This is a genomic window from Williamsia sp. Y712 (genome assembly GCF_059445525.1).
Genome location: NZ_JCAIUN010000001.1, coordinates 2,191,625 through 2,206,607, shown reverse-complemented (window position 1 = coordinate 2,206,607; position 14,983 = coordinate 2,191,625). Strand labels below are relative to the sequence as shown.

General features: G+C 63.9%; 12 protein-coding genes and 2 tRNA genes. 6 read left to right on the top strand and 8 right to left on the bottom strand.

The window, feature by feature from the left end; genetic code table 11:
* Window positions 1-7: 7 nt before the first annotated feature.
* Window positions 8-340, top strand: a complete 333-nt coding sequence (locus AC1D75_RS10010; RefSeq protein WP_495515082.1) for a transglycosylase family protein — start codon at window positions 8-10, stop codon at window positions 338-340.
* Here AC1D75_RS10010 and AC1D75_RS10005 read toward each other — a convergent pair.
* The 5 genes from AC1D75_RS10005 to AC1D75_RS09985 form a co-directional block, all read right to left on the bottom strand.
* Window positions 331-1,410 (bottom strand): zinc-binding metallopeptidase family protein, encoded by a 1,080-nt coding sequence (locus AC1D75_RS10005; protein ID WP_495515081.1) that lies wholly within the window; start codon window positions 1,408-1,410, stop codon window positions 331-333. The genes AC1D75_RS10010 and AC1D75_RS10005 overlap by 10 nt on opposite strands.
* Before the next feature lie 306 nt (window positions 1,411-1,716).
* Window positions 1,717-2,196 carry a DUF5709 domain-containing protein gene (locus AC1D75_RS10000; RefSeq protein ID WP_495515080.1) on the bottom strand — a complete coding sequence of 160 codons (480 nt, stop codon included), beginning with the start codon at window positions 2,194-2,196 and terminating at the stop codon, window positions 1,717-1,719.
* Between the two features lie 147 nt (window positions 2,197-2,343).
* Window positions 2,344-2,417: transfer RNA gene (locus tag AC1D75_RS09995), tRNA-Met, on the bottom strand.
* A 218-nt stretch (window positions 2,418-2,635) separates the two neighbouring features.
* Window positions 2,636-2,709, bottom strand: a tRNA-Met gene (locus AC1D75_RS09990).
* Window positions 2,710-2,795: 86 nt separating this feature from the next.
* Entirely contained in the window at window positions 2,796-5,783 is a 2,988-nt protein-coding gene (locus AC1D75_RS09985) for a UPF0182 family protein (protein WP_495515079.1), read from the bottom strand.
* 284 nt (window positions 5,784-6,067) lie between these two features.
* On the opposite strand from AC1D75_RS09985, the gene AC1D75_RS09980 reads away from it, so the two are divergent.
* Window positions 6,068-6,673 (top strand): PPA1309 family protein, encoded by a 606-nt coding sequence (locus AC1D75_RS09980; RefSeq protein WP_495515078.1) that lies wholly within the window; start codon window positions 6,068-6,070, stop codon window positions 6,671-6,673.
* Between the two features lie 4 nt (window positions 6,674-6,677).
* On the opposite strand, the gene AC1D75_RS09975 is transcribed toward AC1D75_RS09980, so the two are convergent.
* Entirely contained in the window at window positions 6,678-7,733 is a 1,056-nt protein-coding gene (locus AC1D75_RS09975; protein WP_495515077.1) for a YlbL family protein, read from the bottom strand.
* A gap of 132 nt (window positions 7,734-7,865) precedes the next feature.
* Here AC1D75_RS09975 and AC1D75_RS09970 point away from each other — a divergent pair, with 132 nt between their 5' ends.
* The 3 genes from AC1D75_RS09970 (at window position 7,866) to AC1D75_RS09960 (ending at window position 11,615) form a co-directional block, all read left to right on the top strand.
* Window positions 7,866-9,227, top strand: a complete 1,362-nt coding sequence (locus tag AC1D75_RS09970) for a zinc-dependent metalloprotease (RefSeq protein ID WP_495515076.1) — start codon at window positions 7,866-7,868, stop codon at window positions 9,225-9,227.
* A gap of 123 nt (window positions 9,228-9,350) precedes the next feature.
* Window positions 9,351-10,250 (top strand): hypothetical protein, encoded by a 900-nt coding sequence (locus AC1D75_RS09965; protein ID WP_495515075.1) that lies wholly within the window; start codon window positions 9,351-9,353, stop codon window positions 10,248-10,250.
* A gap of 48 nt (window positions 10,251-10,298) precedes the next feature.
* The gene (locus tag AC1D75_RS09960) at window positions 10,299-11,615 is read left to right on the top strand and encodes an ABC1 kinase family protein (protein ID WP_495515074.1); all 1,317 of its coding nucleotides are present in this window, start codon (window positions 10,299-10,301) and stop codon (window positions 11,613-11,615) included.
* 73 nt (window positions 11,616-11,688) lie between these two features.
* Here AC1D75_RS09960 and AC1D75_RS09955 read toward each other — a convergent pair whose 3' ends face one another.
* Window positions 11,689-12,012, bottom strand: a complete 324-nt coding sequence (locus AC1D75_RS09955; protein ID WP_495515073.1) for a WhiB family transcriptional regulator — start codon at window positions 12,010-12,012, stop codon at window positions 11,689-11,691.
* Window positions 12,013-12,510: 498 nt separating this feature from the next.
* Entirely contained in the window at window positions 12,511-14,595 is a 2,085-nt protein-coding gene (locus AC1D75_RS09950) for an ATP-dependent DNA helicase UvrD2 (RefSeq protein ID WP_495515072.1), read from the bottom strand.
* A 154-nt stretch (window positions 14,596-14,749) separates the two neighbouring features.
* On the opposite strand from AC1D75_RS09950, the gene AC1D75_RS09945 reads away from it, so the two are divergent.
* Window positions 14,750-14,974: a mycoredoxin gene (locus AC1D75_RS09945; RefSeq protein WP_495516034.1), complete on the top strand. Its 225-nt coding sequence runs from the start codon at window positions 14,750-14,752 to the stop codon at window positions 14,972-14,974.
* Window positions 14,975-14,983: the final 9 nt, after the last annotated feature.

Genomic DNA, 14,983 nt, shown 5'->3' with positions numbered 1-14,983 from the left:
GAAACCAATGACCGATTTTCGTAAGCTTGCCGTCCGGACCGCTGTGACCGGCGCGCTGACCCTGGCACCGTTGGGTGCCTTCGCTGCCAACGCGTCCGCGGAGGGTGCGCACAACTGGGACGCTGTCGCCCAGTGCGAGAGTGGCGGCGACTGGTCGATCAACACCGGCAACGGCTACTACGGCGGACTGCAGTTCTCCCAGTCCACCTGGGAGGCCAACGGCGGTGTCGGCAGCGCCTCCGACAACAGTCGCGAAGAACAGATCCGCGTGGCCGAGAACGTCCTTGCCACGCAGGGTGTCGGCGCCTGGCCGGTCTGCGGCCAGAACCTCTACGCCTGACCAGCACCCTGAGTGGTCACCGCCGGAGCCGAACGCCTGGCTCCGGCGGTGGCCACCACGCGGTGCACGAACTCCAGCTTTGCCACGACCGGTTCCGAGATCGTGAACGGGTACAGGTCGCCCTTGCCCATCGACTGGTTGACCCGGTTGAACAGCTCGGAGAGCACGTGCCAGTCCCCGAGCAACGCGTCGATACCGGCGCCCGAATAGTCAGTGCGCGGTAGAACATCGGCCGCCAGTTTCCACTTGACCCGGTCGGCGTGCACGACCATCCCGGATTCGGACGCCGTCGCCAACGTGTCCGTGATGTGCAGGTAATGGGCAAAGCACTCGGCAAAGTCCTCCCACGGATGCATCGTGGCGTACTCGGAGATGTAGGAGCGCTCCCAGCCCTGCGGTGCCCCGAACCTGTAGTGCCGGTTCATCGCATCGGCATAACTCGCTCGCTCGTCCCCGAAGAGGGTCCGGCATTCGTCGATCATAGGACCGTTCTCCACCAAGATGCTCTGGTAGTAGTGGCCGACCTCGTGGCGGAAGTGGCCGAGCATCGTCCGATACGGTTCACCAAGGCGCACCCGCAACGATTCGCGGTGCGCGTCAAGCGATTCAGCGAGGTCGATGGTGATCACGCCACCGGCATGCCCGATCACCACCGGGGTACCCGACGTTCGGCTCGAGAGCAGATCGAAGGCCAGTCCACCGTCATGGCGATAGTAGGGCTCGACAGGCAGGCGCAGATCGATCAACTGAAAAAGTAACCGGCGCAACGACTTCGCGGTCTGCGCCAGTTTTTCCAGGGCCAGGGTGTCATCGGCGTCCGGCCGCGTGCGGATGAACGATCCGGCAAAACACTGTCCGCTGCCGGAATCGTCGGCAACGAGCCAGTTGCACTCCCATGCCCAGTTCGAACACCGCAACAGTCGGGTGCCGTCGATCGTGACCGCGTCACCGGGGATGGCAACAAGTCGCATCGAGGGCAGGTGGAACGCCAGCGGTACCTGGCAGGTGGGGCAGCTCTGTGCCTCGAACGGGGCTGGTCCGCCACATTCCGGGCAGTCGAAAGCGCGCATATCCACAGCCTGGCACAGAGTGTCCGGATTGGTACGGGACACCGACCATCAAATCGTGAACATCAACCAAACCACCGCAATCGGATGATCTGCGGTGCCGGCCGGCCGCAGCGAATCCGAACTCACCACTGCATCGGCAGGCGTGCGGGCGCTACTGGCCTTCTACGGCTCCACACCGGCCTATCGACCCGCCCTGGAGGTGGCCGGATGCCCGGACACTCCAAACGCATGCCAGGGCCCGGGGACTACCCGCGGATGTTCGCTCTCATCGACGATGATCTGCTCTCGCAGCTGTCGGTCTTTCGATCAGTCCTCGTCGTCGATCACGTGCACGGCGGCTTCTTCGGCCGAGGCCGCCCCGCCGTCGATACCGGCGTCGGTCGCCACCCGTTCCTGGATGTCGTGGACCGCGGTGCCTTCATCGGGTGCGACCAACCGTCCGGCGCGCCGATTGCCGACCTCATAGTCGACGGGAAACTCCGGATCCGAGTCGAACTCGTCACTGCGCCAGTCCTCTTTCGGATTCTCCGGCTGGTACGCCGTCGAGGCGGGATCAGGCTCTTCCTCGGCCAGATGTTGGGCCAGACTCTCACCGGCGGCCTGCTCGGCCGGCGTCAGACCGAACTTGTCGGTCCCCAGCGGTCGTTCCGGCGGCGAATAGCCCTCATCGAGGATGTCGTCGACGCCCCGGTAGTCAAGGGTGTCTTCGGGCTGGAGCTGATCGTCCTCGTCCAGGCTGTACTCGCCGGTCGAACCTTCCGGCGTGCCGTCAGGAATGTTGGTCATCTACCCACGATGCCACCAGGATCGGCGCCGCGCATCTTTCTCACAGATGGGCGCTCCGCGGGCCTCGCAGGCATGAGAAAAATGCGCGCTTGGAAACGCAACGCAAAAGGCCCCCGAGACATTGTCTCGAGGGCCTCTTGACCTTCGTAGCGGGGACAGGATTTGAACCTGCGACCTCTGGGTTATGAGCCCAGCGAGCTACCGAGCTGCTCCACCCCGCGGTGTAAAAACAACATTACAGGCGAGGGCATCTGAAACCAAATCGCCTTATCTACCAAGGCAAAAGAACCCTTGACCGCTGCGTCGCACCCATCGTCGGGCTTGGTGCCCCGACATCTGTAGCCGACTTCTGAACCCTCGACCCATCGCCCTCGACCCACAAAGTCCGGACAACGCAAAAGGCCCTCGAGACATTGTCTCGAGGGCCTCTTGACCTTCGTAGCGGGGACAGGATTTGAACCTGCGACCTCTGGGTTATGAGCCCAGCGAGCTACCGAGCTGCTCCACCCCGCGGTGTGAATACAACGTTACAGGCCGACACTTCCAGCTCCAAATCGCCGGCCTGTAACGCGCATCACCTGCCCTGAACTGCGCGAACGCTAATTCGTGGGCAATGCCTCATAGTCCGCGATGGCCGTCTGCAGATCAGACTGAGCCTTGCCGTAGGCGGTGAAGTCGCCCGACTTCATGGCCTCTTCCATCGCCCCGATCGCCGTATTCATCCGATCGATGACCGCATCGCGCTCCGGCGAGGCCGGAACGGCTCCCTGAGTGCTTTCCGGTGCCTGTGTCTGCTCCGGGGTTGCCGACGTCTGTCCCTGCGGCTGCGGAGTGGTCGGTTCGACGTCGGCCTCGGAAATCTCGGCCACCGACGAAGGATCGATCCCAACACCTCGAAGGGCGCCGGCAACCGTCGGTGCGTACCCGATCTTGTTGTTGTACCGAACGATCACCCTGAACAGTCGCGGGAAGGTACCCGCGGTGCTCTTTGCCTGGGCGTACATCGGGACCACACTCAAGATGCCGTTGTCGCCGACCGGCAACGTCAGCAGGTTGCCGAACGTGACATTCGCGGTGTTCTCGAGGTTCTTACGACTCTCGGCGACTCGACCGTCTGTCTCCATCGCACTGAAAACCTGTTTCGGTCCCTCGCGCTGAGTATTCGCAGGCAATGTCTTTATGGTCATCTGCCCGTAGTTCTTGGGATCAGACGAGACAGTCAGGTATGCAGACAGGAACTCCTGCTTCAAGACGTTGAACACCGAGGTCAACTGGAACGACGGCTCCTTCGACTCCGGATCCGCCGCGACGAAGTAATACGGCGGCTGATCGAGGCCCCGTGTGACGGCCGCACTGTCGGTGGGATCGGCAGGCACCGACCAGAATGCGTCGCCCTGGAAGAAGGTCTGTGGGCTGTCCACGTGGTACTTGGTCAGCAGCGACCGCTGGATCTTGAACAGATCCTCCGGGTACCGCACGTGCTCGCTCAAGCTGACGTTCTTGTCGAAATCGGCGCGCGACTCGACGGAGTCGGGGAAGACCTTCATCCAGGTCTTGAGTACCGGATCCTGTTCGTCGAACTGATACAGCTTGACCTCGCCCGAATACGCATCCACCGTCGCCTTGACCGAGTTGCGTACGTAGGACACCTGCTTGTTGACCTGTGATCGACCCGTCTGGCCTTGATTCAGTTCCTGCGCATCGGACGTCGCGTCGTCCAGCGACATCTTCTGTGCGTAGGGGTAGGCATCCAGGGTGGTGTATCCGTCCACGATCCACTTGACCGAACCGTCCGCCATCACGGCGGGATAGGTCTTGGAATCGACGGTGAGCCACGGCGCCGCCTTCTTCACCCGGTCGCGGGGGTCACGGTTGTAGATGATCTTCGAGTTCTCGTTGATCGCACCGGACAGCAGGATGTTGCGTTCGGTGTACTTGATCGAATACGCCATCCGGTTGAACCAATTCGACAGTGGCACACCGGCATCGCCCTGGTAGGTGTACGTCGAATCGGCGGTGTCGAACTCCCGCGACTGGCCGTTGTCCGAACCGACGATCGCGTAGTCGGGATTCACCTTGGCGATGAGCTCACCGAAGTAAATCCGCGGCTGGGCGACCTTGATCGGGGCGGTGTCCTTGTATTCCTCGGTCTCGTAGTTGCTCAGGTCGCTGACGTAGAACACCGGCTCGCCGCCACCGCTGGTGACATCGTTCTCGTTCGAAACCGCTTCGTTGACGGTGTTTGCCGGCGCAGCGATGAATCCGTTGCCGTGGGTGTACACGGTGTGCTTGTTGAGCCAGTTCTGCTGGTTGGCCTCGAACTTGCTCGGATCGAGCTCTCGCGCCGCGACCACGAAATCGCGCAACTGACCGTCGACGGTGTACCGGTCCAGCGCCAGTTGACTGGGGAATCCGTAGAAGTTCTGCTGGCGCTTGAGCTGGGTGAATGCCGGCGACACGATATTCGGATCAAGGATTCGAATGTTGGAAAGGGTCGGCTCGTCCGCATCGACCTGAGCCTGGTTGACCGGCTGGCCGGTCCAGTTCTCCTGATAATTGATCTTGTCCTCACCGATGCCGTACGCCTGCTCGGTGGCCGTGATGTTCCGGCTGATGAACTCGGCTTCTTTTTCTGCGGCGTTCGGCTTGACCGAGAACTGTTCCATCGCCGCGGGCCAACCGACACCGATGACCAGTGCCGAGAGCAGCATCATCGCGGTTGCCAGTGCCGGGATACGCAGATCCCGCAGCACGACACCGGCAAAGAAGGCCAGCGCACAGATGATCGCGATCGCCATCAGGATCAGCTTCGACGGCAGCACCGCGTTGATATCGGTGAAGCTGGCACCGGTGAAGATCTCTTGCTTTCGGGTGCTGCTGAGCAAGGTGTACCGGTCGAGCCAGTAGGCAACCGCCTTGAGCAGCAGGAAGGTTCCGGCGATGACCGCGAGCTGGATGCGGGCCGCATTGGTGAGCGATCCCCCACGTCCGGCCAAGCGGATTCCACCAAAGATGTAGTGGGTCACCAGGTTCACTATGAACGCGATCACCACGATGACGAACAGGAAGTTCAGGACAAACCGGTAGAACGGCAGATCGAACGCGTAGAAACCGACATCGAGGCCGAACTCCGGATCTTTGATCCCGAACGACTCACCGTGCAAGAACACCTGGATCGTTGCCCACGAGCCCTGTGCCACCAGACCGGCGAGAAGACCGACCAAGACCGACGGGATGATCGCGAACCAGCGGATCCGGCTCATCACGACCGTGCGGTAGCGCGCGATCGGATCTCCCGGCCCGCTGGTCGGCACGAAGACCGGCCGACTGCGGTACGCGAGCCAGAGCGCACCGAACACGAGCAGGCCGGCGATGACGGCACTGATCCCAAACACGGCCACGCGCGTCCAGATGATCTTGGAGAACACCGACTGATAGCCGATGTCGTCGAACCACAGCCAATCGGTGTAGATCGAGATGAACCTCGGACCCACCAACAAGATCAGCAGTACGGCTACTGCGACTGCGATGAGCGCCTTGCTACGTCGCGACAGCGATGGCATCGCTGCCGGACCCCGGATTCCCACGTGAACTACTCCCAGTCTTTTGCCGGACGCACCGCGGCCGGTCCTTGACGAACACTTTACTTAGCGAAAAGCCGCAGTCGGCAGGTGGTGAAAGCCGGGGCCTCGAGCGGGCGGCCCGCAAGTACTGTGCATTCGCTTAGAACACTACCCATCCCTGCGCAGACCGCCCTCTACGGCGAACTTCCGACGGTTTGTGTGGTTCTTGTCACTGCCAACGGTCGATCCAGCACACCGGTTCCCGAGGCATTGCATAAAAGCCCCGTCGGCAATGCGACTATGGAGTTGTGACCGACTCGCAGCCACCCATCCTCTCCCCTGATGCGCTGGGCAGCGCGATCCGCGAGGTGATCGAGTTCGTCGATGCCGCCGGCTGGGGACAACCTCCTCAGTTGTTCGCCCTCGTGCCCACCGCGCTGCTCGCCGACACCCAACCCGATTGGGTCGACGACCACGACACCTCGGAGTTGACGCTCATCGAGCAGGAGCCTCTGCCGGTCTCCCCGGAAAGCGGGATGGCCGAGCTCGAACACGTCCTCGCCACCACGAGCTGGCCTTCCGAGGTCGAAGGTTGTGCGCTGGTGCAGGAGATCATCGTGTTGCCGCCCGAGGCGCAGCACGACCTCGACGACGCCGTCGGGCCCTTGGTGTCCGACCCCGATTCGGGCGACCACGTCGCCCGGAGCGCCGCCGAAGCCCTCCCGGACAGCCGGACCGCCCGATTGGCTGCCGCGGTCCTTCGTGACGGCCGGTCTCTGTGTCTGCTGCAACTGGCACCGGACGACGACGAAGAATCCGACGGTCCGATAGAACTGCTGCAGCATCCGGAGCTGGCACCGAACCTGGTGGCCGCATTGGCCGCGACGCTCGAGAACGTCCCGTTCGACGACTGATCGATCAGCAGGTCGGTGGGGTCCTGCCTGCGTCGATGTCGGCCATCGCGCTGATCGCGTCGGGGAGGGTGTCGACCTTGACCAGGGTGAGTCCGTCCGGGGCGTCGGTTTTGGCTTCGGCACAGTTTCCGGACGGGACCAGGAACGCGGTGGCGCCTGCATCACGTGCGGCGCGCATCTTGTGCAGGATCCCGCCGATCTCCCCGACATCGCCCGACGAATCGATCGTGCCGGTGCCCGCGATGAATTCGCCGCCGTTGAGCTCACCCGGACTGAGCTTGTCGATGATGGCCAGGGTCAGCATCAGGCCGGCCGACGGTCCCCCGATGTCGCCGACATCGAAGTTGATGTCCAGGTTGGGATCACCGTTCTGTTCCGACAACGTGATCCCCAGAATCCCCTTTGACTCGTCTTTGGGATCCGGCTGCAGCGTCACCGTTTCGGTCACGGGCTGACCGTCGCGGATCAGGTCGAGGGTGACCGGGGTTCCCGGCGGGATCTCGGCGAGTGCCTCACGAAGTGCGACGGACGTGGCGATCGAGGTGCCGTTGAGCGCAACGATCTCGTCACCGGACTGCAGCTTGCCGACGGACGGGCCGTCATCGGCGACACCGGCGACCTCGAGGTCGATGGGACGATCGAGATAGTCCAATGCGGCGATGGTGGCCGAGTTCTCCGACCCCGTCATCTGCTGGCGGTTCTCTTTGTCGACCTCTTCGTTGGATCTGCCCGGCGGATAGACCCGATCACGCGGCTGCAGTTCGTCGTCGCCCGAGACCCACAAGCCGATCGCCTGGAAGAGGGTCAGGCCGTCGGTCACCGACACCGTCGTCAGGTTGAGGTTGCCGTTGGTCGGATCCAGGTCGGCACCGGTGATGTTCACCACCTCGCGGCCATCCACGGATCCCAGGGTGTTGACGGTCGGACCCGGGCCGAGCGCCACATAGGGCACCTTCACGAGAGTGCCGACCAGGACGAACACGATCAGGAACGCCAGCGCGACCAAGAGGGTGACAATCCGCCGGTATCCCGGACCGATTCTGAGGGACTGCAGTTTCACCAGCCCAGCGTAGAGGGTCGGCGCCCCGGGACCCCGCCCCACTCGGCCCCCGGTTCACCGGCTGCCCGGGTTTCGCGCAGAGCTGATCGATGACGTTCGGGGTACCGACCGATTCGCCGGTACCGTGGAGGCATGAATGACTTGCCCTTCGGTTTCTCCCCTTCGTCCGGCGACGACGGGGATGGTGATCCTGGCAAGAAGCCCGGAGACTTCGATCCGAACCAGCTCGGCCAGATGCTCTCGCAGCTCGGGCAGATGCTGTCGGGCATGGGCGCGGGCATGGGTTCGGGTGGCACCGGCGAACCGGTCAACTACCAGGTCGCGACGAGCCTTGCCCGCCAGCAGATCGGCAAACACTCTCCTGTCAGTCAGGGTGAGCTGTCGGCGATCACCGACTCGGTGCGCCTTGCCGAGGTGTGGCTCGACAACGTGACCACCCTTCCTGCCGGCGTCACCACCACCGAGGCGTGGACATCGGTCGACTGGCTCGAGAAGACGCTGCCGACGTGGAAGTCGCTGTGCAATCCGGTGGCCGAACAGATCGCGGGCAGCTGGTCGACGAATCTCCCGGACGAGGCGAAGCAGTTCGCCGGTCCGATGATGGGCATGGTCAGCCAGATGGGCAGCATGGCCTTCGGGACCCAGCTGGGCCAGGGCCTTGGCCAGCTCGCCCAGGAGGTGCTCACCTCCACCGACATCGGTCTTCCGTTGGCGCCCACCGGAACCGCGGTTCTGCTGCCGGAGGCGATCAATGCCTTCAGCGAGGGACTCGAACAGCCCAGTCAAGAGATCCTTGTCTTCCTCGCCGCCCGTGAAGCCGCGCACGTCCGGCTGTTCTCCCACGTGCCCTGGCTGCGCCAGCGACTTCTCGCAACGGTCGAGGAATACGCCCGCGGGATCAGCATCGACTTCTCCGGCATCCAGGACGCGGCCGCCGGTATCGATCCGGCCACCCTGCTGTCGGATCCGAGCAAGCTCGAAGAGTTGATGTCCGGTGGCGCGGCGTTCGAACCGAAGACCACCCCACAACAGCAACATGCGCTCACCCGCCTCGAAACGCTCCTCGCACTTATCGAGGGCTGGGTCGAAACGGTCGTGTCCCAGGCACTTTCCGATCGGATCCCGTCGGTGGCCGCACTGACCGAGACCATGCGTCGCAGGCGCGCCACCGGCGGCCCGGCCGAGGAGACCTTTGCCACACTGATCGGACTGGAGCTGCGACCGCGCAAGCTCCGTGAAGCCGCCGACCTGTGGCGCAAGCTCGCCGAGTCCTCGGATGTCGAGACCCGCGACGGTGTCTGGGCACATCCCGATCTGATGCCGGATGCCGACGATCTCGATCATCCGGCTGCGTTCATCGACCGGGTGATCGGCGGCGGCAGCGACCCGTTCGACGATCCGATGGCCCAGCTCGAGAAGACCCTCGCCGACGAGGCCCGCCAGCGCGAAGAAGAAGGCAAGGGACCCGCAGGCGACGACACCCCCACCGCCTGACCGACCGCAGATCCCGATCAAACATCAACAGGCCGCGTTCTCGCTGGTCAAGGCGTCGATGACCTGTGGATAACCCGCCGCTGACGGACACATCGGACGTCACTGGTCTGGTTCGGTGTTGCCATGACACTCGCGCCTTTGCCGCTGCTCCGGGCCGGAGCGGTGATCTTGCTCCGGCCCGGCGGCCGGATCCAGGTCGGATACGACCCCGACCGGGCAGTGATCATCGATCCGCCGGCACATGTTGTCCCGGACCGGCTTGCTGCGCTGTTGCGGTCGCTGACCGGTCCACAGACACCCGAGGACACCGCAGCTCGGGCAGCGGCGGCGGGTCTGACGGCCGACGAGGTCCGCGAGTTACTCGACGCGCTGGTCGACGCCGGTACCGCCCACCACAGCAGACCTTCGATCACCCCGATGCAGATCAGGATCCATGGTGCCGGTCCACTCGCCGACGCAACGGCGAGCGCCCTTGCCCAGCCGGAGTTCTCGATTGTGCAGTCGGTCCGGCGGCCACGACTGTTCGACGGCGAGGTCGATCCGATCACCCACGAGGACCGGATGGTCACCTGGGCCACGGATCTGGTGATCCTCACCGACTTCCTCAGTCACGATCCGTGGCTGGTGTCCTGTCTGATGCGGCACCGGATCCCACACCTGATGGTCCGTCTACGCGATGGAACCGGGGTGGTCGGTCCGATGGTGTTGCCCGGGTTGTCGAGCTGTCTGCACTGCGCCGACCATCACCGCCGCGATCGGGACCGGGACTGGCCGATCGTCAGTGCCCAGCTTCTGGGTCAGAGCGGCTGGGCCGGGTCGGCAACCATCGCCGGAACCGCCGCGATCGTGCAGGCCGAGGTCGAACACGTGGCAGCGGCAACCCGTCCCGATCGGCGCGGCGCCCGACCCCTTCCTGCGCCGACCAGCCTCGACGCCACCATCGAGTTCCGCGCGGACCCCTCATCGCTGGTCATCCGGGGCTGGTCACCACATCCATTGTGCGGCTGTCGGCTACCGCAATGAACCAACCGTCGTCCACTAAGCTCGGGTCCATCGGAAAGGGGAAACTCAATGGCTGAGATCACACGCGGAGGGGCGCGGCGCAACGCCAAGCTCGCCGCGCTTCCGCTAGGGGTGGCGGGACGAGCAGCATCGGGCTTCGGTAAGCGGCTCGCAGGTGGGGACAAAGACGAGATCACCGCGGACATGATGGAAAAGGCCGCGCAACAGCTGTTTGCAGTACTCGGCGAGCTCAAGGGCGGGGCGATGAAGGTCGGGCAGGCGCTCTCCATCATGGAGGCCGCGATTCCCGAGGAGTTCGGGGAGCCGTTCCGCGACGCGCTGACCAAGCTGCAGGCCGAGGCACCGCCCTTGCCGACCGCGAAGGTGCACGCGGTCCTGGACAACCAATTGGGCACCAAATGGCGTGAGCGGTTCAAGGATTTCTCCGATGAACCGGCCGCATCCGCGTCGATCGGCCAGGTACACAAGGCAATCTGGCACGACGGACGTGAAGTGGCCGTCAAGGTTCAGTACCCGGGAGCGGATCACGCGCTCAAGGCCGACCTGAAAACGCTGTCGCGCATGACCGGCCTGCTCAAACGACTCTCCCCCGGCACCGACGTCAAGTCGATGATGGATGAGCTGATCGAGCGCACCGAGGACGAACTCAACTACACCCTCGAGGCGAACAACCAGCGGGCCTTTGCCAAGGCCTTTGCAGGCGACCCGAACTTCGTGGTTCCGCGCGTGGTTGCCTCTGCACCGAAAGTGGTTGTCTCCGAGTGGATCGACGGCACACCGATGTCGAAGGTGATCAAGAACGGCACCGTGGACGAACGCAACGACGCCGCCGCCAAGATGACCGAGTTCGAGGTCAGTTCACCCACTCGCGTCGGTTTGGTCCACGGCGATCCACATCCGGGCAACTTCCAGTTCCTCGCGGACGGCCGCATGGCGATCCTCGATTTCGGCGCCGTTGGCCACTACCCGGACGGGCTGCCTGCGGCCACCGGGAAGATCCTTCGTCTGTGCCGCGACAAGAAATACGACGAACTCAAAGAAGAAATGGTGCGCGCGAACTTCATTCAGCGTTCCCACCAGGACAAGGTGACCCCGGCCGACCTCGAGGCGTATCTACGCCCGTACGTCGATCCGCTCTACAGCGAGTCGTTCCACTTCACCCGGAAATGGTTGCAGCGCGCCGCGGGTGCCGCCTCCGACCCGCGCGGTGACGTCTACAAGACCTCACGAAACCTGAACTGTCCCAAAGAGTATGTGATGGTGTTCCGGGTGCTCGGCGGATGCGTGGGCATCGCGGCACAACTCGACGCCGAAGCGCCTTACCGCGCCATCATGGAGAAGTGGGTTCCCGGCCTGGCCGAATAGGGCTTTCACATCAAAGAGCGGGCGGACACAAGAGTTGTTGTGTCCGCCCGCTTTTGGTTGCGAAAGGGAAATGTCATGCCGCTGTCTGGTTCTTGCGAGGTCGGCCACGCGGACGCTTGCGGGCGATGACGGCGCCCTGATCGAAGATCTCGCCACCCCAGACGCCCCACGGCTCAGCGCGTTCGAGCGCCTCGGCCAGGCATTCCTGCCGCAGCGGGCACTCGATGCACAGCGCCTTGGCCTGCTCGAGTTGACCCGGGTTCTCAGAGAACCACAGGTCGCTGTCCACCATCTGGCACGGAAGCTCCGTTTTGGATGCATCCAGTGCGAGTCCGCCGGCCCCGAAACTGTTGTCGCCGGACCTGTTGTCACGGTATGACTCGAGTAACTCGGTCATTGGGATTCCTCCACTGTCGAATGTGTGCTCGGATTGATCTGGGACCGGGCCTCGACTGTGGTGGAACAAGAATTGTTCTCAGATCACAAAAGAGGCCACGGTTTCGCTGTTGCGATTCGCCGTGGCCTCATCTGGAGTCTGAACTGTGTCAGATCCCTATTCGTTGAGAGAACACGGGAAACGCGTGGCGGGCTCGGCGACGGACTGCTACCACCGTCGGCGGCATGAACGCCGGAATTGCTGCTGTCATAGCCAGGAATTCCGGCTTGATGGCGGCGGCGTGCGCAGTATGAACGGCCTTCGGACGGGCAGCGAGGGGCGGCTGCCGATGCCATGAGGCACATGCCGTGACGGCATGATCGACTGCGCTCTCGGCGTTGTACAAATCAATCATCGAACCTCTCCTCTCCTGCTCCTCTGCGCAACCGCGCATGATTTTGTCCTCTGTGTCACACAATGTTGTTGTCCACAGTAGGGGCTGCCCAGAAAACGCACAACCTATTTTTGACCTGCGGTTTTCCCGCCCCGGACAAGCGTGAGGATGTCCTCCCCGTACTGATCGAGCTTCTTCTGCCCGATCCCCTGAATGCCGACCAAAGCCGAGACATCGCCAGGTTGCTGTTCGGCAATCGCGATCAGCGTGTTGTCGGTGAACACCACGTAGGCGGGAACCTTCTGTTCCTTCGCCCGTCCGCTGCGCCACTCCTTGAGCGCGAGCAGCAATCCCTCGTCGAGGTCGGAGGGGCATCGCTCGCAGCGGCCCAGCAGCGTTGCGGTCTTGCCCAACAACGGCTTTCCACAGACACGACACTTGGGTCCGGACCGCGTTCGTTTGGGTTCGGCGATCTTCGAGGCCGGAGAGTCGTCGGGAACGAGATTGATCACAAAGCGAGAGCGACGCCGCGAGGCCCGGCCACCCTCGTTCCGCGACAACGCCCACGACAGCTGCAGGTGCTCCCGCGCACGGGTGACACCCACGTACAGCAGCCGGCGTTCTTCTTCGATGGCGTCTTCGCCTGCCTTGATGGCCTGACTGATCGGCATCGAACCGTCGACGAGGCCAACCAGGAAAACCGCATCCCACTCCAGGCCCTTGGCGGCGTGCAGCGACGACAGCGTCACACCCTGAACCGTCGGTGGATGCCTCGCCTCGGCTCGCGCGGCGAGTTCGCGGGACAACTCGGTGAGGGTCAGGTCGGCGTTCTCGGCCAGCATGTCCTCGGTCATCGTCACCAGCGCCCGCAGGGACTCCCAGCGTTCGCGGGCCTGCGCACCGGCGGGCGCCTCTTCGGTCAGGCCCAGCGGGACCAGGATCGCCCGAAGGAGCGTGAGAGTCTCGGCTTCGGCGGGCAGATCGTCGCGCTGCGCGGTCTGGCTGACCGCGCGCATCGCCTGCCTGATCTCCGACCGCGAGAAGAACGCCTCGCCGCCTCGCACCTGGTACGGGATCCCGGCGGCGGTCAGCGCCTGCTCATGGGCCTCGGACTGGGCGTTGATCCGGTAGAGGATCGCGATCTCCGAGCCGGGCACACCGGACTTCATCAACCTTTTGATCGAACGGGCGACGGCTTTCGCCTCGGCCGGTTCGTCGTCGTATTCGGCGAAGTCGGGCTGCGGACCGGGGTCTCGCTGCCCGATCAACTGCAGACGTGTGCCGGCGATTCGCCCGCGGGCGGCCCCGATGACGCTGTTGGCCAGCTCCACCACCTGCGGAGTGGACCGGTAGTCGCGCTCGAGGCGGACCACGGTCGCGTCGGGGAACCGCCGCGAGAAATCCAGCAGATAGCGGGGCGTGGCCCCGGTGAACGAGTAGATGGTCTGGTTGGCGTCACCGACCACGGTCAGATCGTCGCGTGGCCCGAGCCAGGCGTTGAGCAGCGACTGCTGCGCCGGGGTGACGTCCTGGTACTCGTCGACGACAAAGCAGCGATAGCGATCCCGGAACTCCTCGGCGATCACCGGATGATCGTCGAGGATGGCCCGTGTCATCAGCAGCAGATCGTCGAAGTCGAGGAGCTGATCCCCCGCCGGAGAGACCTTCGCCTGCTCGTAGCGCTCGTACACCAGTGCCACCTGCTCGGCCGGGATAGGTGACTCGCGACGGCTTTTGGCCACCGCCGCCGGGTAATCCGACGGCCCGATCAGTGAACCCTTGGCCCATTCGATCTCCGAGATGAGATCGCGCAACGATTCGGTGGTGGTCGGCGCTCCGACGGCCCGCGCCGCGCGGGAGACAACGGGGAACTTGTTGTCGAGCAGCTCCCACTGGTTTTCGCCGATTGCCTGCGGCCAGAAGTACCGCAGCTGACGCATCGCGGCGGCGTGGAACGTCAACGCCTGCACCGCATTTCCCTGACCGGAGATCCCCAGCGAACGGAGTCGGGTGCGCATCTCACCGGCGGCGCGTGAGGTGAAGGTGACCGCCAGGACCTGACTGGCCCGCACATGTCCGTCGCCGACCAGATGCGCGATCCGGCGCGTGATGGTGCGGGTCTTGCCTGTGCCTGCGCCGGCCAGGACACAGACGGGCCCGCGGGGTGCGAGCACAGCGGCCTGCTGCTGCGGGTCAAGTGAGGCATCCATGGCGATCAGTATCCCAACGGCCACCGACAGAGGTTCGGCCGGACGGTCCCGCACCGACTCGACCGGGCTCGGCGAGGACATCGAGGTGGTACGGGAACACCGTCGGCCCTCGTGATGTTATGTATGCGTGACTACCGACAACGCTGCTCTGACCATGTACTCCACCACCTGGTGTGGATACTGCAAACGCCTCAAGATGGGCCTGAAGTCCGCCGGTATCGAGTGGGTGGAGATCGACATCGAGCAAGATCCCTCGGCCGCCGAGTTCGTCGGCAGCGTCAACGGCGGCAACCACATCGTTCCCACCGTCAAGTTCGCCGACGGCAGCACCGCCACCAACCCGACGGTGGCCGACGTCCGCAAGAAGCTGGGCGTCTGAAGAAACCAG

Bases quoted from the DNA above. Each gene is read 5' to 3' on its own strand.
- AC1D75_RS10010 (WP_495515082.1), top strand. From the start codon at position 8: ATGACCGATTTTCGTAAGCTTGCCGTCCGGACCGCTGTGACCGGCGCG.
- AC1D75_RS10005 (WP_495515081.1), bottom strand. From the start codon at position 1,410: ATGCGCGCTTTCGACTGCCCGGAATGTGGCGGACCAGCCCCGTTCGAG.
- AC1D75_RS10000 (WP_495515080.1), bottom strand. From the start codon at position 2,196: ATGACCAACATTCCTGACGGCACGCCGGAAGGTTCGACCGGCGAGTAC.
- AC1D75_RS09970 (WP_495515076.1), top strand. From the start codon at position 7,866: ATGAATGACTTGCCCTTCGGTTTCTCCCCTTCGTCCGGCGACGACGGG.
- AC1D75_RS09965 (WP_495515075.1), top strand. From the start codon at position 9,351: ATGACACTCGCGCCTTTGCCGCTGCTCCGGGCCGGAGCGGTGATCTTG.
- AC1D75_RS09960 (WP_495515074.1), top strand. From the start codon at position 10,299: ATGGCTGAGATCACACGCGGAGGGGCGCGGCGCAACGCCAAGCTCGCC.
- AC1D75_RS09955 (WP_495515073.1), bottom strand. From the start codon at position 12,012: ATGACCGAGTTACTCGAGTCATACCGTGACAACAGGTCCGGCGACAAC.
- AC1D75_RS09950 (WP_495515072.1), bottom strand. From the start codon at position 14,595: ATGGATGCCTCACTTGACCCGCAGCAGCAGGCCGCTGTGCTCGCACCC.
- AC1D75_RS09945 (WP_495516034.1), top strand. From the start codon at position 14,750: ATGTACTCCACCACCTGGTGTGGATACTGCAAACGCCTCAAGATGGGC.